The 22,355-nt window shown below is 40.5% G+C and carries 20 protein-coding genes; 1 reads left to right on the top strand and 19 read right to left on the bottom strand.

Features of this window, described 5'->3' with window-relative positions; genetic code table 11:
- Window positions 1-265 precede the first annotated feature (265 nt).
- The 9 genes from spoIVA to MKY17_RS17880 form a co-directional block, all read right to left on the bottom strand.
- Window positions 266-1,744, bottom strand: coding sequence for a stage IV sporulation protein A (spoIVA, locus tag MKY17_RS17840; protein WP_098370783.1), 1,479 nt, complete (start codon window positions 1,742-1,744; stop codon window positions 266-268).
- Window positions 1,745-1,976: 232 nt separating this feature from the next.
- A complete protein-coding gene (locus tag MKY17_RS17845) occupies window positions 1,977-2,699 on the bottom strand; it encodes a hypothetical protein (RefSeq protein ID WP_098370784.1) in 723 nt (240 codons plus the stop codon).
- Window positions 2,700-2,715: 16 nt separating this feature from the next.
- Window positions 2,716-2,913, bottom strand: a complete 198-nt coding sequence (locus MKY17_RS17850; RefSeq protein ID WP_048681698.1) for a DUF2768 domain-containing protein — start codon at window positions 2,911-2,913, stop codon at window positions 2,716-2,718.
- A gap of 223 nt (window positions 2,914-3,136) precedes the next feature.
- Window positions 3,137-4,510, bottom strand: coding sequence for a putrescine aminotransferase (locus MKY17_RS17855; protein WP_098370785.1), 1,374 nt, complete (start codon window positions 4,508-4,510; stop codon window positions 3,137-3,139).
- Between the two features lie 304 nt (window positions 4,511-4,814).
- Complete coding sequence (locus MKY17_RS17860; RefSeq protein ID WP_260397964.1) at window positions 4,815-6,920, bottom strand: sigma 54-interacting transcriptional regulator; 2,106 nt, start codon at window positions 6,918-6,920, stop codon at window positions 4,815-4,817.
- Window positions 6,921-7,825: 905 nt separating this feature from the next.
- Window positions 7,826-9,163, bottom strand: coding sequence for an APC family permease (locus tag MKY17_RS17865; RefSeq protein WP_098370786.1), 1,338 nt, complete (start codon window positions 9,161-9,163; stop codon window positions 7,826-7,828).
- 387 nt (window positions 9,164-9,550) lie between these two features.
- Window positions 9,551-10,603, bottom strand: a complete 1,053-nt coding sequence (locus MKY17_RS17870) for an NAD(P)H-dependent glycerol-3-phosphate dehydrogenase (RefSeq protein ID WP_141993572.1) — start codon at window positions 10,601-10,603, stop codon at window positions 9,551-9,553.
- 16 nt (window positions 10,604-10,619) lie between these two features.
- On the bottom strand, window positions 10,620-11,930 hold the full coding sequence (der, locus tag MKY17_RS17875) for a ribosome biogenesis GTPase Der (protein ID WP_098370788.1): 1,311 nt from the start codon (window positions 11,928-11,930) through the stop codon (window positions 10,620-10,622).
- A 498-nt stretch (window positions 11,931-12,428) separates the two neighbouring features.
- Window positions 12,429-13,049, bottom strand: a complete 621-nt coding sequence (locus MKY17_RS17880) for a hypothetical protein (RefSeq protein WP_098370789.1) — start codon at window positions 13,047-13,049, stop codon at window positions 12,429-12,431.
- Window positions 13,050-13,161: 112 nt separating this feature from the next.
- Here MKY17_RS17880 and MKY17_RS17885 point away from each other — a divergent pair, with 112 nt between their 5' ends.
- Window positions 13,162-13,293: a YpzI family protein gene (locus tag MKY17_RS17885; RefSeq protein ID WP_076365623.1), complete on the top strand. Its 132-nt coding sequence runs from the start codon at window positions 13,162-13,164 to the stop codon at window positions 13,291-13,293.
- Between the two features lie 66 nt (window positions 13,294-13,359).
- On the opposite strand, the gene fni is transcribed toward MKY17_RS17885, so the two are convergent.
- The 10 genes from fni to MKY17_RS17935 all read right to left on the bottom strand — a co-directional run bounded on the left by fni (window position 13,360) and on the right by MKY17_RS17935 (window position 22,337).
- A complete protein-coding gene (gene fni / locus MKY17_RS17890) occupies window positions 13,360-14,406 on the bottom strand; it encodes a type 2 isopentenyl-diphosphate Delta-isomerase (protein WP_098370846.1) in 1,047 nt (348 codons plus the stop codon).
- 19 nt (window positions 14,407-14,425) lie between these two features.
- Window positions 14,426-15,565, bottom strand: coding sequence for a 30S ribosomal protein S1 (rpsA, locus tag MKY17_RS17895; protein ID WP_098370790.1), 1,140 nt, complete (start codon window positions 15,563-15,565; stop codon window positions 14,426-14,428).
- A gap of 213 nt (window positions 15,566-15,778) precedes the next feature.
- A complete protein-coding gene (locus MKY17_RS17900; protein WP_098370847.1) occupies window positions 15,779-16,360 on the bottom strand; it encodes a lysophospholipid acyltransferase family protein in 582 nt (193 codons plus the stop codon).
- A gap of 2 nt (window positions 16,361-16,362) precedes the next feature.
- On the bottom strand, window positions 16,363-17,037 hold the full coding sequence (gene cmk, locus MKY17_RS17905) for a (d)CMP kinase (RefSeq protein WP_098370791.1): 675 nt from the start codon (window positions 17,035-17,037) through the stop codon (window positions 16,363-16,365).
- A 191-nt stretch (window positions 17,038-17,228) separates the two neighbouring features.
- On the bottom strand, window positions 17,229-17,414 hold the full coding sequence (locus MKY17_RS17910) for a YpfB family protein (RefSeq protein WP_098370792.1): 186 nt from the start codon (window positions 17,412-17,414) through the stop codon (window positions 17,229-17,231).
- A 193-nt stretch (window positions 17,415-17,607) separates the two neighbouring features.
- On the bottom strand, window positions 17,608-18,093 hold the full coding sequence (locus MKY17_RS17915; RefSeq protein WP_098370793.1) for a flagellar brake domain-containing protein: 486 nt from the start codon (window positions 18,091-18,093) through the stop codon (window positions 17,608-17,610).
- Between the two features lie 158 nt (window positions 18,094-18,251).
- Window positions 18,252-19,607 (bottom strand): germination protein YpeB, encoded by a 1,356-nt coding sequence (gene ypeB, locus MKY17_RS17920; protein ID WP_098370794.1) that lies wholly within the window; start codon window positions 19,605-19,607, stop codon window positions 18,252-18,254.
- Between the two features lie 14 nt (window positions 19,608-19,621).
- Window positions 19,622-20,461, bottom strand: coding sequence for a spore cortex-lytic enzyme (sleB, locus tag MKY17_RS17925; protein WP_098370795.1), 840 nt, complete (start codon window positions 20,459-20,461; stop codon window positions 19,622-19,624).
- A gap of 125 nt (window positions 20,462-20,586) precedes the next feature.
- Window positions 20,587-21,273, bottom strand: a complete 687-nt coding sequence (gene prsW / locus MKY17_RS17930) for a glutamic-type intramembrane protease PrsW (RefSeq protein WP_098370796.1) — start codon at window positions 21,271-21,273, stop codon at window positions 20,587-20,589.
- A 98-nt stretch (window positions 21,274-21,371) separates the two neighbouring features.
- Window positions 21,372-22,337, bottom strand: coding sequence for an asparaginase (locus tag MKY17_RS17935; protein WP_098370797.1), 966 nt, complete (start codon window positions 22,335-22,337; stop codon window positions 21,372-21,374).
- Window positions 22,338-22,355: the final 18 nt, after the last annotated feature.

The raw sequence follows: 22,355 nt of genomic DNA on the forward strand, positions 1-22,355 counted from the left end.
AAATAATGGGAATCTTTTCATTAATAATTGTATATATTATAAATTTTGTCTTTCGCTATTCATCATTTCCCTTTTTTATAGAAATTAAACTTATTATATTGCTGAAAATCGCTTAACCACAGGGTTTTTTCAAGATTATACTAAAAAACAGCAGATCATTTCAAATATTAGCATTCATAAATGATATTTTCCCTGCGATCCTGCCGTTCATCCCATGCAAAAAGACCAATCCATAAATGGAATTGGTCCAGCTTTTAAACGTTTTCTATAATATGATGGCAATCAATCCCCCACTGCCCTCATTAATAATCCTCTCCAGTGTTTCTTTCAATTTATAGCGCGCATTGTCTGGCATCATCGCTAATTTCACTTGTATGCCTTCCCTTACGTAGGAACTTAGGCTTCTGCCAAAAATATCGGAGTTCCAAATGGAAAGTGGATTGTCTTCGAAATCCTGCATCAGATACCGGACTAATTCCTCACTTTGCTTTTCCGTACCGATGATTGGCGAGAATTCGGATTCGACATCGACCTTGATCATATGGATGGAAGGAGCTACGGCTTTTAACCTGACCCCGAACCTGGCTCCCTGACGGATGATTTCCGGTTCATCAAGACTCATATCATTAAGGGATGGGGCTGCAACACCATATCCAGTTTGTTTGACCATTCTTAATGCATCGGCCACCTGATCATATTCTGCTTTAGCGTACGCAAAGTCCTGCATCAATGATAACAGATGATCCTTGCCCCGGATCTCTACACCGACAATTTCCTTCAGGATATCATCATAGAGTTCATCAGGGGCGTATAGGTCTATTTCTGCAACACCCTGCCCCATCTCAATGCCTGCAAGCGCGGCACGGTCAATGAACTCGAATTCATTGAAATGACCGACTACACGATCTACATCCCTCAGGCGTTTAATGTCCTTGACGGTCTCTTTGACCGCGTCCTGGTAACTTTCCCTCAACCAATGATCCTCGCGCAGAACCATTACCCAGCTCGGGAGATTAACATTGACCTCAAGAACAGGAAATTCGTACAGGGCCTCGCGCAGTACACTATAAACATCCGATTCCCGCATTCCTTCGACACTCATGGCCAATACAGGGATATCATACTTTTCCTGCAGGGATTCCTTCAGTGCTACCGTATTCGGGTGGTGGGGCTGAACGGAATTGACAATCATGATAAATGGCTTGCCAACCTCCTTCAATTCTTCGACAACCCTTTCCTCGGCCTCTAAATAATCACTTCGCGGAATTTCTCCTATCGATCCATCTGTCGTAACGACTACGCCTAATGTGGAATGATCCTGAATTACTTTGCGAGTACCGATCTCAGCCGCTTCATTGAACGGAATCGGTTCTTCATACCAAGGCGTGTGAATCATGCGGGGACCATTTTCATCTTCATATCCTTTAGCCCCGGGAATTGTATAACCGACACAATCGACTAAACGGATGTTCACGTCGAGGCCTTCAGCTACTTGAATCGATGCTGCCTGGTTCGGTACGAATTTTGGTTCCGTCGTCATGATTGTCTTTCCGGCTGCACTTTGAGGCAATTCATCCTGTGCCCTGGCACGGTCCGCCTCTGACGGAATATTCGGAATGACAACTAGCTCCATGAATTTTTTAATAAATGTGGATTTCCCAGTCCTGACGGCACCGACCACCCCCAAGTATATATCGCCACCGGTCCGTTCAGCTATATCTTTAAAAATATCTACCTTTTCCAAGGTATCCCCTCCCGAATTAGAGTTTTGGGATTTCGTTTATCCATTTGCATTTATTTAGGACATTATATATCTATGATGTTGTCCTAAAAATTTATTCCAATTATTTCCCTGGTTCAATCCCTTCCTCCACCAGAAATTTTATATAAGGGTTGTTATTTTAAAAGTAAGATGAAATAAAGATAAAAGAAATAACCCTTCCCCTACAATATATTTTGCAGAAGAAGGGTTATGCCTATTTTGTAAGAAATATTGGATTATTTGTTTTTCCATCTATTGTATATGGCAATGAATAGGCAGGGACGAACTCCGAACTCTGAACCAGCAGTTCCCGGATATCTTCACCTGGCTTAATTTCCCCCTCATGCTTCTTTAATGCCTCAAGTAAATCCGGGGTATAATCAACAAAAATACTGCCTTGACCATCGACTACAAGATATAAGTCTTTTTGTGAAAATGGGCTCGTGACCGTCGGAGCTTCCTTCAGGCCCATTTTCTCATAATCAAGAGTGAAGACATTATCGGATAACCTTTCCTTAAATGGCGGGTATCCGTTGCTTTGCTGATAAGCAGTCAATCTCAAGGAAACATCCTGAATTTTCTGCGCCATCCTGACATCCAACAGCTTTACAGTCGGATTCTTTTCAACATTTACAAGGATGTATTGAAAGACGCCTCCCGATTCAAAGGCATTGTCTGGCGGTTCAGCCATATACCTCGGTGAAATCTTAGAAAATTTTATGACATATTTTTGATAAATCGGTGTTTCAGCATCTTTTGTAACGATGGGCAGTATGCCGCCTTCATCTTTCTGAAATTGATCCACTGCACTTTGGACTGATTGTATTTGCTCTTTATAAGGCAGTTGGTTTTGCATTTTTTGCTTCTCCGGATATAAGCAGCCAGATAATGATACAGAGATGCATAATAAACATAATATTTTGAAAAAATTTCTCATCATTTCTCCTCACCTATCAAGTGGTTGGCCCGCTAAGAACAACGATAAGGATGATCAAGCCGGCTAGAATCATAAGTATGTATGCGATAATTGCTGTCAAGACTCTCCAAAAACCTTTTAATTTATAACGGCTTAAGTAGATTAGAAATATAGAGATAACCATAAAGCCCATAGCTATAAAGGATATCCACATTTTTTGCAGAGCAGGTGTCATATCTTCATCACTCCTTTTTCCAGAAATTATTATAACATACCAAATTACGTTAAAGGAATTAAATCCTTGTCCAATCTGTGTAATTCCCGTTTTCATGACTCATTTTCATGAAAAAAAATTTCTGAGGTGCAGTACTAAAACGAAAAATATGTGAGTAATCCCGACACCCCCTCCTCGAATCAAAAAAAAAACAGCCCAAAGGCTGTTTTTCTGCTTACTTAAATTAAGATTGAAGCGTCGGCAAGACCTCTTTAAACGCTTTAATGACTGTATCGACTTCATCCAACTTAATAGTCAATGACGGCTCAATCCTTATTGTTTTGGAATTTATGAGCGTACCTGCTACCAAGATGCCTTTATCAAAGAGGGCTTTTGAGAATTCATAACCCACTTCATCTTTATGGAACTCAATACCAATCATCAAACCTTGGCCGCGGATCTCCAAAACCTTATCTTTGTGCTCATCAGCCACTTCCCTTAACCCATTTAAGAAGTATTCACCAACTTCTGCAGCACGCTGCGGTAAGTTTTCTTCCAAAAGTACGTCGATCGTAGCAATGGCTGCAGCACAAGCTAGTGGATTTCCGCCAAATGTCGTAGTGTGCATGAATGGATTGTCGAACCAGCTTTTAAACACTTTCTCATTGGCTACAACAGCCCCTGCAGGCATTACTCCGCCGCCAAATGCTTTCGCTAAACAAATAATGTCCGGAACAACATCATATAGCTCGGAAGCGAACATTTTACCTGTACGGCCCATTCCAGTTTGCACTTCATCCAATATTAATAACGCATCATATTCGTCACATAATGCCCGAACCTGCTTTAAATAACCTTGCGGAGGAAGGATGACCCCACCTTCACCTTGGATTGGCTCCAATAGTACAGCAGCAACATCTTCACCGACCAGCGCACAACTTTCAAACGTTTTTCTCATCATATCCACATCACCAAAAGGTACATGACGCACACCTGGGATCAATGGAATGAACGGTTTTCTGAACATGCCCTTTGCCGTTGCCGATAGTGAACCAAGGCTTTTCCCATGAAATGATTTTGTCGTGGAAATGATCGTGTGTCGGTCACTGTACATTTTGGCCAGCTTAAGCGCAGCCTCCACGCTCTCGGTACCGCTATTCGTAAAGAACGAGTATTTTAAATCTCCCGGCGTGATTTCGGCAAGGATCTTGGCAAGCATTGCACGTAATGGATCAAGTAAGTCCTGGCTATGAAGGGCTTGTCTTTGCAATTGATCGGTTACAGCCTTTACAACTTTAGGGTTACGGTGGCCTACATTATAAATACCAAATCCACCTAAACAATCAATATAATTTTTTCCATTTACATCCGTAAAACAGGAATCTTGATCAGACCACTCAACCGAAGCGAATTGTGTGTCTTTAGTGACCGTCTTACGGTATTCCAAAAACCCTGGGTTTACATGGTCACGGAAATTCTCGACCGTTTCTTTCGTTACCCACTGTGCATCTTCTTTTGAAATTTCTTTTTGTTCGATTAATTGAAGCACTTTTTTAATATAATCTTGGGTTGCTGATTGGTTAGCTTGAGTGTTTTTACTTTCTACGTTAATTGACATTTTTTTAATCTCCTTTTTTTTTATAACTTTAGTGGATGGTTAATTAAGATTGCTTCTTTATGAAACTTTGATGCTTACCTCCCTTTTTTCTTATACTTATTAATCAAGCAAGAACCATGCCAAGTTAATTAACCAATAAAACCGCATTTCTTTTTGATAAATCACTCCGATACTATGCAAATGTGCATAGTGTTATTTCACTTTGCATAATCATCTTGAAAAATCATTAATAGCTTCCCTAATGCCGTCAATAAAAATAAAAGCCGTTGCCAAGTGATTTTCATCACTCGGCAACAGCTTTTATTCAAAATGCATTATTTTCGATTTTCTTACTCTGTTCAGCTAACACTTTTTGATACTTCCTGCTCACTGACGATTGACTTATCCCGAGCGCTTTAGCCGCTTTGGTCGTGGTTTTATACTGTTTCATGGCAAGCATGATCAATTGTTCTTCGACATGATCCTGTGCTTCCTGCAATGGAAGAATTCTCGTAATGATGGGTTTCGTTTGTTTAAAGTCACTGCCTACAGGTATGAACCTTTGAATGAAGTCAGCATCGATCATCTCTTCATCTGCAGAAACAACCAATCTTTCTATCATGTTCTGCAACTCACGAATGTTCCCCGGCCAGGTATAGACTTCCAGTATATTTAATGCATCGGGGGAAAAGTGGTAATTCCGCTGATACCTTTCATTCAGTTTTTGCAGGAAATGAAAGGCTAGCGGTGGTATATCCTCCGGCCTCTCCCTTAAAGGGGGCACATGTATGGGTATGACGTTCAATCGATAGAATAAATCTTCTCTGAACGTGCCCTTCTCGACCATTTTTTCCAGACTCTTATTCGTGGCTGCAACAATTTGAACATCAATGGAAATGGGCGTAGTGCTGCCAATCGGAATCACTTCCTGTTCCTGGAGGACCCGCAGCAGTTTGACTTGCAGATGTATTGGCATGTCACCCACTTCATCAAGGAATAAAACACCTTTATTGGCCTGTTGAAAGTATCCTACCTTCCCATTTTTATCCGCTCCTGTAAAGGAACCCTTCGTATAACCAAACAATTCACTTTCGAGGAGGTTTTCCGGAATCGCCCCGCAATTTATCTTCAGGAAAGGCTGTTTAGATCGCCTGCCCATTTTATGGATGGCTTCGGCTATCACTTCTTTACCTACTCCCGACTCCCCATTGATTAATACAGTAGATGAAAAATGAGCGATTTTCTTGACTTGGCTGATTATCTGCTCCATTTTAGGACTTGCAAAAACCAACTCTTTATAAAATTGATCTTGTTTTTTGAAAGAGTCCAGTTCTTTCCTCATTTCATTTAATTCCGATTTCAATTGGGTCGTTTCCGTTATATCCCTTGATGCAATGACTATTCGATCTATATCGCCTTTTTCATTGAACACAGGGGTGCCCACGGATAGGACTTTCTTATTCATTTTCGTATCCTGGACAATCGATACTTTCTTTTTTTGGTCAAGGACTAACCGGGTGACCGAAGGATTAAAAATCCCTTCATCTTCTAATTGCAAGAGATTCTTCCCAATATAATCTTTTAAGTCCTTCCCCCAGAACCCTGAGATGATGCTGTCACTATAGCGCAGCAGCTCTCCTTTTTGATTGACTACAAGTATTTCATCATAGATATTCGCCAAAATGGCATTCAAGTCTTTATTCGAGCTTTTTATCAATTCTATTTCCATGGCCATTTCCTCAACCATCGGTAAATCCTGAACGATGATGATCAAACCTTCGACTTCCTTTTCATGGTTCAGAATCGGGCTATAGTCGACAAGCACACTCATGACATCAGTAATCTCCAGCTGATTCAGAATACTGCTCCCGCTGGCAAACACGCTATGTATATGCTGCTTATTGAAGATGTTCGCAGCAGGTTCATTAAGGACTTGATCAGAAGGCTTTTTTATCATCTTCAAGCCTGATTCATTAAAGTTCACGATATTTTTTTCTTTATCAGCCACAAAAATCCCCATAGGAATGGAGGTTAAAATCACATTTAGCAGGTCTAAATTTTGTTTGCTGTCCTGCTTGAATAATTCAGCTAATACATCTTCCCTTTTTACATAACCGGTTAGCATGCCTTCATCCGTTTTAATCAGCACGATAGGTTCACCGATAATTTGAAACAGAAGCGGCAAGGATATGTTAGGGTGCAATTTACAGACATTATCAATCGAAAAAGCATACTGTAAAAGCTGATCGACTGTCGTTATTTTTTCATTTAACGGGAGGTCATCCATGCGGATATACGCAAACACTTGATTTTCCTTCATAAGAAAGAAGAAAGGTTCTTGTATCTCATGAATTTTTTGGTCTGAAAATGTAGGCTGATCAATTGTTATAGTTATGAATGGTCTTATTTTATCATCCGGAATAGATAACACATTTTCACTCTCCTTTTGTAACCTAACCTACATTTTATCACAATTCTGAATTGCAAGATAAAAAATAACATGCACCATTACTCAATATCCATCATTTACCTTTATTCTTTTCACAGCAAAAGGGTCCTTTAACGGACCCTTTTGACCTAAAAACCTGGTATGCACCTTAGACTTATTTTATAAAGGACCGCTCACCTTTTCTTAGCCTTTTTCAAACCCCTGCTTGTTATGATTCGAGGATGGTCGTCCTCGCCCTAGGCTTTTTATAAAGATAGGGCAGCTTCCACAATACCGTCATTACGGTTTCATACCTGTTTGCAAAGTTTTAAAAACACTATAAGAACTTAATGGTATTTGCTTTCAAAGCTTCTGCTAGCGACACTTTTCCTTGTTCCCCATATGTAATATCACAGATGGATTAAACGATGAATATGACCATGAATAGCAAGGCGACTAACGTTAGTATAGCAATTGCTTTCGTAACCATTTTCATCCCCATGACAATGATAAACGTCACAATAATCAGTAAATTAAGCACCCATGCATAAGCAGGTACGGAAGTAATGCTGTAAAGAAAATGCGGAACAACAATTAATTGACCATTCGAATGAATGATTAATCCATCAGTATCGACTTACCTACAAGAAAACCGGCATATGTACGCATATACCAAACCTGCCGAAGGAATGATTTTTCCATAACTGTACGCTGTGAAAAGCATCTCCATAAAAGCGAGCCAGCAGGCTCCCGGAACCATGCCAAGTGACATATTCTTGCTCATAAATGCTGAACACAAGTCGCTGACGCCATGAACGAAATTAGAACAACAGGGATGGGCATTAACGTCCTCTTCATTTTTTCATCAGCCATATAACAACCACCCTTGTTTCATGAATACAATAGATTCACTGTGCTTTTTCAAAATGGAATAGCGGAGGGGATTCCGTCAACCATTTTGTCCGATACAGAAGATAGCCAATCCCAATTACCGCCCAGACAATTCCTAAAATTAATGAACTCATCTCGAGATTAAGCCAAAGGATGAAGACCGAAGCCGCGCCTAATACCGGGGAAAGAATGGTTGAAAGAAATCCTTTAATCGTTCTGAAGCTTTTGTTTCTTATTGCGTGGACGATTACGCAAATATTCACGAAGGTAAAAGCGATTAAAGCTCCAAAGTTTATGAGGGAAGCGGCCGTAACCAAATCAAGGAATAAGGCAACCATTGATATGGACCCGACAAATATGACATTAAAAAATGGCGTGTTGTATTTGGGGTGGATAAACCCAAATAGTTTTTTCGGGATCATTTGGTCACGCCCCATGACATATAGCAACCTAGAAACACTAGCATGAGATGCAAGACCGGAGGCAAGGGTACCGCATAAGGTTCCTGCAAGAAAGAAAGCCTGAAATAACTTCCCGCCAACGAAAAGGGCAATTTCCGGAGAAGCTGCTTCAGGATCGCTAAAACGGGAAACATCCGGGAAAAATAACTGTGTAAAGAATGATGCCGTCACAAATAACCCCCCTCCGATAAGGGCAGTCAAAAAGATGGCCCGGGGAACCGTTTTGGATGGATTCGATGTTTCTTCCGATAAAGTAGTGACTGCGTCAAACCCCAAGAATGAAAAACAAAGGATTGTAGCACCAGATATGAGCGTCGACATTTCCAAATGTGGCCCGAAGAATGGCTGAACCGACAAGACCGCTCCATTGCCTTCTCCACTCATGACTCCTTTAACGACAAGTGCCACAAAAATAACGATGACCAACATTTGAAAAAAAACAAGGAAGCTATTAAAGTTGGCTGCAAAATTAACATTGAATAAGTTAATGACTGTCATTAAAAGGACAAATGCCACCACCCATATCCACGGGTATACTTCCGGAAAAAGAGCAGTTAAGTATATTTTTGTTAAAATGCCGTTCACCATCGGTAAAAATAAATAATCAAGTAACGAAGACCACCCGACAAGGAAGCCTAAATGTGGATTAATCGTTTTTTGTGTGTAAGTATAGGATGAACCTGCCTGTGGATAGATTTTCACCATTTTTCCATAACTGGATGCAGTAAACAACATCGCTGAAAGAGCAATGACATATGCGGTTGGCACATGCCCCCCTGTTTTTTCGGAAACTATCCCGAATGTATCAAAAACAACCATCGGCGTCATATATCCAACACCAAGTAATACGATATGCCATAAGTTTAAGGACCTTTTCAGTTTACCTGTTTGCATGTATCATTCCCCTTCCTTTTTTAGCGAGAAAAGTAAACCAACTTTTCTGGCCTCTCTTATAATTCTTTGGTCATATTACACTTCGCAATTTTCATACCAAAAAAAAATAGTCGATTTTTAACTAAAAACAAGGAAATATGTAGAATGATCTATGCAATACTGAATAAACCATTCACTATTGCATAAATCCACAGAGAACAGATGATTTTTTGACCATAAAAAAAAGCAGAAGATATCTGAATATCTTCTGCTCATTTGACTAAATCCCCCGTGCCGTGGTCAAATTACTAGTTTACTTTCGTTGCATTGTATGCTGATACACGGCAAGGCGCATCATCAAATGCCTAATTTAATGAAATTCTTTTATGAAAATCAACAAATTGGAGGTTAATCCTGCTGCCTGCTATCCAATATGTTGTAAAGTTCTTCCATCTCATTCGTTTTTGAACGATTCATCAAAAGGTCAACAGCCTTTTTCACTTCTTCCCCATTGAATAAAACATCGTACAAAGCTTCTGTGATCGGCATGTTCACTTCGTACTTTTTGGCTAGTTGATAGGCAGCTTTAGTGGTTCTGACACCTTCAACGACCATACCCATGTTTTCCAAAACTTCTTCAAGCTTTTGCCCTTTACCAAGCATATTCCCAGCTCTCCAATTACGGGAATGAACGCTTGTACAAGTGACGATCAAGTCGCCAATCCCAGCTAAACCTGAAAACGTTAGTGGGTTAGCCCCCATGGCCACCCCTAGACGGGATATTTCAGCCAATCCTCGTGTCATTAATGCAGCCTTGGCATTATCCCCATAGCCTAAACCATCCGTAATGCCGGCGGCCAAAGCAATGATGTTCTTCAATGCCCCTCCGATTTCAACACCAACCATGTCCGGATTTGTATATACACGGAAATTATTATTGATAAAGATGTCCTGAACCCTTTCGGCAGCCTTCATATTCTTTGAAGAAACGGCAACTGTTGTCGGGTGACGCAGACTTACTTCCTCTGCATGGCTCGGTCCTGAAAGAACCACTATATCCTTAAGCCATTCAGCCGAAGACACTTCTTCAATCATTTCTGATATACGAAGCAGTGAATCAGGTTCAATTCCCTTACTCACATGAACGATTGTCAATGGTTTATCATGAGCCTCTTTTATCTGACCAAGCACTTCCCTGTAGGCTTTGGTCGGCACAGCCAAAATAATTATTTCAATCCCGGCCAACGCTTCCTTAAGGGAAGAATAACCTTTAATCCCCAAAGGCAATTCAATCCCAGGCAAGTATTTTTCATTCGTATGATTTTGATTTATTTCATTGATTTGTTTCTGATTATGTCCCCACAATCTCACTTCATGCTGATTATCGGCGATTACGAGCGCTAAAGCAGTTCCCCAGCTCCCAGCTCCAATCACTGCGATACTTTCTTTATCTTTCACCATGATATAACCACCTTTACTATTTTCTCTGGCGTCCAAAAATTCGTATTGGTGTTCCTTCAAAACCAAAGGCATCCCTAATTCGATTTTCTAAAAATCTCTCATATGAAAAATGCAGTAACTCTGGATCGTTAACGAATACAACGAAAGTTGGCGGCTTGATCGCTACCTGAGTCGTATAATAAATTTTCAAACGGTTGCCATTGTGAGTCGGTGTCGGATTCATCGCAACGGCATCCATGACCACTTCATTCAAGACATTTGTTTGAACCCGGATAGCATGATTCTCACTAGCCTGATCAATGACCGGTATTAATGTATGTGTCCGTTTTTTCGTTAAAGCAGAAAGATAAATGATTGGCGCATAATCCAAGAATAGGAAATGGGCACGGATATTTTCTTCAAAATCCTTCATCGTTTTTTCATCTTTCTCGATGGCATCCCACTTATTGACGACGATGATGACCGCCCTACCCGCTTCATGGGCATATCCGGCAATTTTTTTATCCTGCTCACGAATACCTTCTTCAGCGTTCAGGACCACAAGAACAACGTCTGAACGCTCAATTGCCCTTAATGCACGAAGTACGCTATATTTTTCCGTGCTTTCATACACTTTACCTTTTTTCCGCATCCCTGCTGTATCAATAATGACATATTCTTTGCCATTATATTTATAAGGAGAGTCAATCGCGTCGCGAGTCGTACCTTCAATATCACTTACAATGACACGTTCTTCACCTAACAATGCATTGACCAGAGATGACTTACCTACGTTCGGTCTTCCAATCAAACTGAATTTAATGACATCATCAGCATAATCCTGGCCGCTGAAATTAGGGAAATGTTTGGCCGCTTCATCCAGAAGGTCACCAAGACCAAGTCCATGAGACCCGGAGATCGGGAATGGATCCCCAAAACCTAACGCATAGAAATCATAAATTTGATCTTTCATTTCCGGGTTATCGACTTTATTTACTGCAAGGACAACTGGCTTTCTCGATTTATAGAGTATCTTAGCTACTTCTTCATCAGCAGCCGTTACCCCTTCACGACCATTCGTCATAAAAATTATCACATCAGCTTCGTCGATGGCAATTTCAGCCTGCTGGCGAATTTGTTCCAGGAACGGCTCGTCACCGATATCAATTCCACCTGTATCAATTATGTTAAAATCATGTGTCAACCATTCACCAGAACTATAAATCCTGTCCCGAGTTACTCCAGGAACGTCTTCGACAATCGAAACCCGTTCTCCAACTATTCTATTAAAGATTGTCGATTTTCCCACGTTCGGACGACCGACTATCGCAATTACCGGTTTTGGCATTGCTATTCACCCTTTCTGCTACTATATCTCTGTCAAAGTCACGAAATTCATGAATGCATTTATTACGGTTGCTTTGCATTATTGATTTTCATCATTTCCTTTTAAAGGAAAAGGCTGTATCCATCATCATTTAAAGGAATCTTTCATCAGTAAGAAAATCCTAACTGATGTTCAGTTAAACTCATCAAGAATTCACGGGCAGTTTGTCCACTTGACGCCCCGGTTCCTAAAGCGACGTGAAGCCGAACCCCTTCATGCTCAAACTTGATTATAAACAGCCCAAAAAAATGAAGAAAGCTTCGACATACGGCTTCCTTTTTAATTGTTTAGAGCATTTTACGATTTATCTACAGACCTCTAACTATCCTATAGTAACAAATTTCTCGCCAATCAACAATGATTGTATGAATAAAAGCCTTCCAATTCCAATTGGTTCCATTTATACTTCTACCTTTTGATAAAACGGCTAATACCCCATACCATTTTTCACCATACTCTTCATTGATTAAAATTCTCTTTTCCTTGTTTTGATAAAAATCTCGATTGGGATATTAAATAAATGTATTGGCCAACCATTTCCAACATTCTCCACAGTATGTTTGCGCCCAATACCAGAACTGCATCATCATGCCATGGGTAAGCAAGGGCCACATAAGGTAAAGAGTGGTAAGCAAGTAATCCAGAATATATGATATCTCCCATCATCATCCCAATTAAAAGGACGAACAATCGATATTTCCAATTTTTAAAAAGTAATAGGATAAGATAATTCAGGAAAATACACAAAAGATAAGAGGGCTTCATGATGAGCCATATCGGATCAAGCAAAGAAAATAGTTGAAAACTGGCATAAGCGAGAGTGATAATAAGACTTCCGCTGATCAGTTCCATCATCTTGATGATTGATTTCTTCCTAATATATACACACAGTATAAAGAAAAGGTACGGACCGCTCAAATGAACGGAAACCAATGGAACCTCCAGTTTATAGCCCGCTAATATCATAACGGCTAATAGATGAAAAAGAAAATCAAAACGAAAGGGAACCGTTTTCGGAATAAAAAACATGACAATGACCCAAACTATCCATGAAATCCAATAAAATATAATTCCATCCATGCAACGTCCCCCCTTTTAGGAACATTATGGCTTGTTTATTCAAAGTATAAACATAAAGCACGGCATTTAATGAGGAAAACCTTCCCCCTATCAATTAAAAGGAGGTGTGAACATGGGAAAAGATCGGCAAGAGAAGAAATTGAAAGAAAGTAAACGGGTGGAGTCCGACAGGGACCAATCACTGGATCATAAAGGGGCAACAAGAATGGAAGGCCCTGAAGAGGCACGAAAAAGGAATAGTTAAGTCTGTCCCTGAACAAAAAGAAGCATCTCAATTCGTTTCAATTGAGATGCTTCCTTTTGTGGTCATTCATTTAGCATACGCCGAACAATCAATGCCTCTTTGAGATAACCAATGATAGGTATTTCCTTTGATGACTAATTTCGATTTCCTTAATTCTGGGATATTACCGCACCCGAGTGCAGTCATGATGACCTTCAAATCTTCATGTATGTAATGTATTTCTTTAATCAATTGTTCCAAGCCCAACTCTTTATAGATCTTGAGGAAATGTCCGGCCAATCCGACTCCTTTCGCTCCTAATGCCAAGCTTTTTGTAATTTCCAAAGGGCTTTGAATGCCACCCGACCCAATGACTGAAAGCTGTGGTGAAACATTAACTGCTTCGACAATCGAAGCGGCTGTCGGTATGCCCCATTCATTAAAATATCCGAGTATTTTTGCTCGTCTTTCGTTCTCGATTTTAGCAAAATTCGTTCCGCCAAACCCGCCTACATCAATGATCGAAACACCCACGGAATGTAATTGCCGCACCGTTTCCATACTCATCCCAAATCCAACCTCTTTTACGATGACAGGAATTCCGATCGTTCTGTTGATTTTTTCTATTCTCGAAAGGGTGCCCGCAAAATCCCTGTCCCCTTCAGGCATCGTCAATTCCTGGATGACGTTAATATGAATCTGAAGGGCATTGGCCCCGATCATTTCGCTTGCCCGCTTAGCCTGTTCGACTGTTGCTTCACCACCGAGATTACCAATCAACACACCATCAGGATTTTCCTTCCTTACAACTTTAAAAGAAGCTTGCTGGCCAGAATCCTTGATGGCTGCCATTTGCGATCCTACCGCCATGGCGATTCCCGTTTCCCGTGCTGCAATGGCTAGGTCACCATTCAATTTCTCGGTTTCAGGGCCTCCGCCTCCGGTCATGGCATTTATAAAAATTGGCGAACTTAATTCAAGTTCGCCAACTTCTGCTGTGAGTTTCACATTATTCAAGGAAATACCTGGTAAGCTTTGGTGAATAAACGAAATATCTTCTAGCCCGGTTTTATGCTGCTGTCCTGTCTTTAGTGCAAATTCTATATGATCTAATTTTCGTTGTTTTCTCTCCAAGGCCATCACCATTATTATCTTATTTTAGTTTTTTCAATTGATCACCGATCATTTCACCTAGCTGAAAGCCCTTCGATTCTTCTGGGAGCTCATAATCTGATGTGTTGTAATTGGATTGAGGTTCTTCAAGTTCCTTAATGCTTAATGATAGACGTTGGTCCGTTTCATTGACTTCCAGCACTTTCACTTTGACAGACTGGCCTTCTTTAAGTACTTCTTGCGGTGTGGCAATATGCTTGTGCGAAATCTGTGAAATATGGACAAGCCCTTCTACCCCTGGAAAAATCTCCACGAATGCACCGAAAGAAACAAGGCGCTTGACGATACCTTCCAGTGTAGAGCCTTTGGCCGCTTTTTCTGCAATGCCTGCCCAAGGTCCCGGAAGGGTATCCTTAATGGAAAGTGAAATCCTTTCATTATCACGATCGATGGATAGTACTTTCACCTGCACCTTATCCCCTTCGGAAACGACATCGGATGCCTTGTCGACATGCTGATGGGAAAGCTGGGAAATGTGGACAAGGCCGTCTACGCCTCCAATATCCACGAATGCACCAAAATCGGTAATCCTTTGGACCACTCCCTCAAGCACTTGCCCGCTATCAATCTTATCCAAAACGTTTGCTTTTTGCTTTTCCTTTTGGTCTTGGACCACTGCCCGATGTGAGAGGATTAAGCGATTCTTGTCTTTCTCAAGCTCAACGATCTTGAATGTTAAAGTTTTGTTTTTGTAATCAGAAAAGTCTTCAACGAAATAGTCTTCTACTAGAGAAGCTGGAACAAAACCACGTACGCCTAGATCTACAACAAGCCCGCCTTTGACGACATCTTTAACTTCTGCCTCAAATACGTCTCCATTTTCAAATTTCAATTCCAGGTCATCCCATGCTTTTAAAGCGTCAATTTTACGTTTTGATAGAATAAGAGCTTCTTCTTCGACTTTAATGACTTCCAGCTCCAATGCATCACCTTCCGCAACGGCATCTGACGCCTTTTCGACATGCAGGCTTGAAAGCTCACTGATGGGTATGATTCCATCCGTCTTGCTGTTTTCCACATCGACAATGACCTGTTTTTCTTCTACCTTTGAAACGGTTGCTTTAACTTGATCCCCTACTTTGTAATTGTTCACTTCTACCTGGTTCATATCTTCTGTCATTACTAACTCCTCCTTAACCCATGACTGATCAGCAAATTTCCTCTTCATCGGCCACATATTTTATTTAAGTGGTTCAATAAAAACACTTTCCTAATAAAGATAAAAACAGTTTTTTTAGAGTAATAAAGTTATATTCCTTTTCATCTGCAATAAGGAACAATACCCTTATTTTATAAATTCTAACAAAAACAGAAAATTGTCAAGTATGAAGGACTATTTATGCTCGGAAATCAATTTCCGAATATGGTCCATGATGATTTTTGTAGCTTCATCGGCTGATATTTTCTGTTCGCGATATTCGGTAAAATTTATTGGAGGACCGTAAACGACTTTCAACGGACGCAAAAATTTATACGGGCCGATGATTGCACACGGTATGATAACGGCATCAGACCGCAACGCGAAAAATCCAGCCCCCGCCAAACCTTCTCCCAATTCACCAGTTTTACTTCTGGTTCCCTCGGGAAACAGACCAATCGCCTTGCCTTCCTTCAAAAGCTTCAAACCTTTTCTAAGGGATTCCCGATCGCTATTGCCCCGCTTCACGGGAAATGCATTTACTCTGGGTAATATACCCTTTAAAATAGGTGCTTGAAACAACTCTTCTTTCGCCATGAAATGGATATCCCTTGGAGATGTCATGCCAACTATGGGCGGATCCAAATTATCAATGTGATTGGCACAGATCAATACTCCGCCCTCTTTAGGGATATGTTCCTTTCCGAGCGCTTTAACCCTAAACGAAGGCATTAAAATGCCTTTTACGACGTTCTTGGCAAATGTGTAAAAATCCAATGTCATCTTTTCCTCTCTTCTATTAAAGACATGATACTTTCTGCAACTTCCTGAATCGATAATGAAGTCGTATCGATTTCGATAGCATCCGCTGCCTTTTTCAGTGGCGATACCTCGCGCTCGGAGTCCAGCTTGTCCCGTGTTGCGATTTCTTCCCTTAATTTTTCGATATCTGATGGAAAACCTTTCGATATATTTTCCTGATGCCTCCGCTGTGCCCTTTCATCCACAGAAGCGATTAGAAATACCTTTACTTCGGCGTTTGGCAAAACATGCGTACCGATGTCCCTGCCATCCATGACGACACCGCCATTTTCACCAAAGATTTGCTGCCTGCGAACCAATTCTTCCCGGATGCTCCGGTGCTTTGCAACTTCCGAAACGGAACCAGTCACTTCATTGTTCCTGATCTGGGCTGTCACGTCCTCATTATCCAAGAACACTAACTGTCCGTTTTCACTTGGTCTTAATTCGATTTCCGTATTGATGAGAACTTCTGATAATGCTTGTTCATCATCCAGGCGAATCTTTTGATTAAGGGCCTTATAGGTAAGGGCCCTGTACATTGCACCTGTATCCACATATATGTAATTGAACTTTTCTGCAACAATTTTAGCAACCGTGCTTTTTCCAGCAGCAGCTGGTCCATCGATTGCGACTGATAATTTTTTTTCCATAAATCCTCCCAAGAATCCTACAATCATGCTGATTATTTAGTACCCTTTCATTTTATCACAACTAGCGGGAAAATCATTAATAAAAGGGATGTGTACTTTCAAAATAACCTTTGTTCTTTTCTTGATCGCTACAGCCATCAAAAGTTATCCTTTACCTGAAAATCTTCATACAAAAAAAGCGGATCACCGCTTTACTTTTGGGTCCCATTGAATGTTTCAATGATTTTCGTATAATTATTGCTGGTGACACCTTCATACCTCGAGAGCTTGGTCAAATCAAAGATTTGATCCTCCCTGCTCAAAAGGAACTGGAAAAAAAATAAGCAGGCCAATTGGATGACGATCACTTTAATTAATAGTCTTTCAAATGTTTTCATAAGCCGCACCCTCCATCCGTTTATATTAGCAGTATGGATGGAATCGCTGTTTTTCATTCAATCATGTTAAACATACAGGCCTTTTTTCTTTAAATCCACCTGTTTTTCAAATATAAATCTCATTACTGTCTGTACATCATTTTTAGCAGGATCAATGCGAATGACTTTACTTTTTAGCCTTAAATAATGAATCTCACCTGATTTTAACGCTAGCGCCATCCAGGTATAATTGCGAAACCGATTGAATATTAGTTCCTTTTAAAAGCCTTATCGAAGCTCCGCCTGCACTGATATCCTCCGTTAATGCGCGAAAAGGGTTAAACTCGGTATGTTCTGGATGAATGGCTGTATCCAAGGTTACATCCAGGCGCATGTATTGCCTCCTTTGGATTTTCACAAACGTTTCTGCTTCGGGCAGCAATAGTTGCATCATGGGTATTCTACCTTTCACTTTTCCAAGCACTTCTGAATCGAATACATAAACAGCCTGCCCTTCATTGGAAAATGTGACTTTGAACTTCGTCCCATCCATGAGAAATGCTATTTTTCCAGTCCCTACATTGATGGGAAAGTCGGTATATACACAACCCGGTCCCATTTCGACAACCATACAATTGAACTTTTCCTTCTGTTGTGAGTATTTCGGTTCGAGCATTAATATATCACCAATTTTAACCATCGTCGTCCACGTCCTTTTTGATCGGAATGAAACTGCATAATATTACCTACTATTTTTCCTATATAATCCAATTATCTTTAAATTATTATGTCATGAAATAAGAAAAAGGGAAAGTGACCAAGCACATTTCCCTACAACTAATGATTCATTTTTTAAAATTAAATTATATTCTCGTATATCGGTTCGGAGTTCTTTAATTTTTCCACCTTTTCTTCTTGACCGGTATCTGCATTAATGAAAATACGGTAGGTATCATCTTTAATCGTACCGAGAAATTCATAACAAAGAACTTCTTCACCGATATCATTGATGATTAACGCCTTTCCTTCTTCCATTATTTTTACATTATTGTTGATTTTGTCCTTAGCTTCTTTTTCGGATATATTCGGATTCCCTATTTCCCTGGTTTTATGTGATTTTAAATACTCGTCGGCTGAAAACCCTATAACGGATCCATCATCCAATGCGATTTTGACCTTGACTGAATCTGGATAAATCTTGACGCCATTTTCTGATGTTACGAAATTCAATAATGCGATATTATCGTATTGAGCACTTTCAAATAATTCAAGTGAACTGAAATCATGTTCCTTTAAAAACTCTTCGGCTTTTGTATAGGCTTGATTCAAATCAATATTTGTTTTGTTCACGTCCCTATTATTGATATACCAAATAGGGTAACCGCCTTTTTTTGTCAAATCCATATTCAATTCGGTGTCGGAATCTTTATCGAGGATGCTCACACTATAAAATCCAAAATCGGAACCTTTTCCGTTCTCTTCCACATTCACCTTCAAATTCTTGCTTTTTGAATGTGCATAGTTTTTTGCCGTCGCAATTGCTTCTTCTTTAGTAATGGTTTCACCTTGCAAATTTTTGAAATTTTCATCCCTCTGTTGTGCAGAAGTAAAAGTCGGATTCATCTCATTCGTTTCCCCGTACCCAGATACTTTTTTCTCTACAGTCTTTAATCCGTCGATGATCGTGTTATCCGAATTTTCTTTCCCTGATGCAAGAGCCATTTCGACATCCATCCATCTTAAATTGTTTTTAAGGACTAGATACTGCACTTTTCTTAACTCGCCCTGGATGTCCCCGGCCTGTGTGTACAAGGATTGGAGAGTCGCATATTCCTTATCATTCAATGGTTCTTTTTCAAGGTCACGCACCGCTGTTTTATAACTGAAGTCCGCAATTTTAGATAAAAGTTCCTCTGTCTTATTAAAAGGAAGCAAGGTCAATGGCAACTGCCCGACATCACTTTGGGCTTCGGAAGTGATACGCCAAACATCTGTTAAAGCCGGACTTAATGAATAACGTGAATTCATGGCCAAAGTACTGCCGACCTTATCGTGCAATAAATCCACTTGATAGCTTAAATCATGAAAGGCTCGCTGATACGTATTTTCAGCGTTGATTAATATAGCATTTTTTTCCTTATGTTCTTGATAGCCCCAGAATGCAGTTCCCGCAACAACTACAACAAGCAGGGCAATCACTATATTCCTGATCATTTTCCTTCACCTCTTTACTTACAAAAGATATGTTTTCCGATTCTTTTAATTTGTTCCCTTGACCAGATCCATTTGCTTGTTGCTGTATTAGGATTAAAGTAATATTCTGCATTACCGCTTGGATCCCACCCGTTGATAGCATCCACCACGGCTTCTTTCGCCCTTTCGTTCGGTGTCAGCCAAATCTGCCCATCCGCAACAGCCGTAAAGGCCCCAGGTTCAAAAATCACTCCCGAAATGGTATTAGGAAAGGCAGCACTTTCCACTCTATTCAGAATTACTGCTGCAACAGCAACCTGACCAGTATATGGCTCCCCTCGTGCCTCTCCATAAACGGCATTGGCCATCAGCTGAATATCGTTTTGAGAATATCCTCCTGGAAGATTGGCTGATGTCGTTGTTTTGGAAGGGGCCTTTCCGGAAGCGGCCCCTCCGGAAGTAGATTTATTTCCTTTCGCTTTTACCTGTTTTTCAATGGGGACTCCCCCATAATAGGTGAACTCGTTCCCTTTATTGATCTGTTCGTGAACAAATTGTTTATTGAAATTAGACGCATTCGTCAACTTCTGTTTTGTTGTTGTCCCTGCCAAACCATCGATTGGAAGCCCGAAATCTTGTTGAAAGTTTCGAAGTGCCCAATAAGTGCCCCATCCATAGGCTCCATCAATCTTGCCTTTATAGTAACCGATGTTTTGCAGGCGTGCCTGCAGCTCAATTACATCATCCCCAACCGCACCCTTTTGAATGACTTGGCCCGAAAAGGCATTTGTTCTTGTTTCCGGGTAAATTACGAAACATATAGTTATACACGAAAACAGCAAAAGCCATTTCCATTTTGACGAAATTCCTTTCATCAAAAACACTCCTCTTTTTCTTGAATTAATGTAATTCTATTTTCTTCTTTTCGGGTTTTTTTATTCCAAACATAAAAAAAACGGAGCGGGCAAAATATGCCAGCACTCCGTTTTGATAGTATTCGTCATTTGCTAAGGTAATGATTTTGTGAAAGTTTTTTCGCGTGAAAGTCAGACAACAAACGTGCCTTCTTTACTTTTTTCATGCCTAACCACCATAGATAAATCATGAATGGCATAATAAAGTACACCCAAAATCTTTGGGAAACTAAAATATAATCGTAAACCCCATGTAACGAAATCGGTATGATCAATGCCAATAATAAATAGACCCTATTATTCGAAGCCGAAAATTTCGCCTTGCCCAAATAATATCCCATGATCACACCGAACAAAGCATGACTGGATACAGGGAGTACCGCCCTGAGAAAAGCGTGTTCCACCCCGTTGGCCAGCAGGTATAAAATATTCTCCATTGTGGCGAATCCAAGGGAGACTGCAGCTCCGTAAACAATCCCATCATATGGCTCATCGAATGCCACATGCTGATAAATAACATAAATGAGTATGAACCACTTGAAGAATTCCTCAAGCAATGCAGCCCATAAAAAAGCATTTGCTAAATCAGTATTCAGGATATGTTCGGTTTCGAGCACATACTGTATGAACATAATCGGCAATACAAGAAATACACCGAATAAAAATGTTTTGACCACAACCGATATCGGTTCGGTTTCATATTGATCTTTCAAATAGAAATAGCTCAGTAGCGCCAATCCTGGCGCAATAGCCGCTGACAACATGACCAGCATTAGCTGACCCTCTTTTCATCTTCTTTTCCTTAATCGTACCATGGAATGAAGAAAAACTGAATCCAAGAATCAAGTCTTCCAAATTTTTATTTAATCCTTCAGTACTTAAAGAAGGTCTCATCTATAGGGTTTTCACTTGCCAGCATGACAGCTAACTTGATTCGAGCCTTCTTGCTGTCATAATCAGCTCCTAATATCACACCGCGTTGTTTTAAATCAAATGCGCTGCCTTCATAATCATAAGCTGGGTAAACTTTTCCTTCTTCTGCACTTGTAGTCATGATGATCGTAATTCCTTTATCGATTGCAGCTTGTATGGAAGTAACCATTACAGGGGTAACTTGTCCCCTTCCTACACCCTCGAGCACAATTCCTTTCGCACCGTTTGCAACCGCAGCATCAATAAAGAGGCCATCAGCGCCTGTATGGCACTTGATGATATCCACCCTTGGGATGCTATTCTGAATATCATAACACTCCCTATGTAAAGGTTTTTGATAGATGCTGACGACATCATTATCAATTATCCCCAAATATCCATAGCCAAAAGATTCGAACCCCTGCAAATTGGAAGCATGAACTTTTTTGACATATTTTGCAGAATAGATCCGCTCATTAAAAACGACCACTACTCCAACATCCCTAATAAGATCACTCGCAGCGCATAATATCGAATTCCTAAGATTGGAATATACATCGGTGCCCACCTCTTGAGGAGAACGTTGGGAGCCGGTTAATACTATAGGTCGTTGATCCATACTCGTGACATCAAGGAAATAAGCAGTTTCCTCAAGTGTATCCGTACCGTGGGTCACGACGATTCCCGTAACTTCGGGATCCTCCAATTCCTTTTGAATGGCTGAATTAAGCTGTTGCATTTTCTCAAAGGACATGGACATGCTTGAGATCTGGAAAAGATCAACCACTTTTACCTCGATATCGTTGGGCAATTCGCAAAGTGATGCCAACTCATGGCCAGTCAATGCACCAGAGGCCAGCATACCATTCACAGTTTCTTTACTGGCAATAGTCCCACCAGTCGTTATTAACGATATTTTTTCCATACTGTCACTGCTCCTCAT

The organism is Peribacillus sp. FSL P2-0133, from assembly GCF_037975445.1.
GTDB classification, from domain to species: Bacteria; Bacillota; Bacilli; order Bacillales; family DSM-1321; genus Peribacillus; species Peribacillus simplex_E.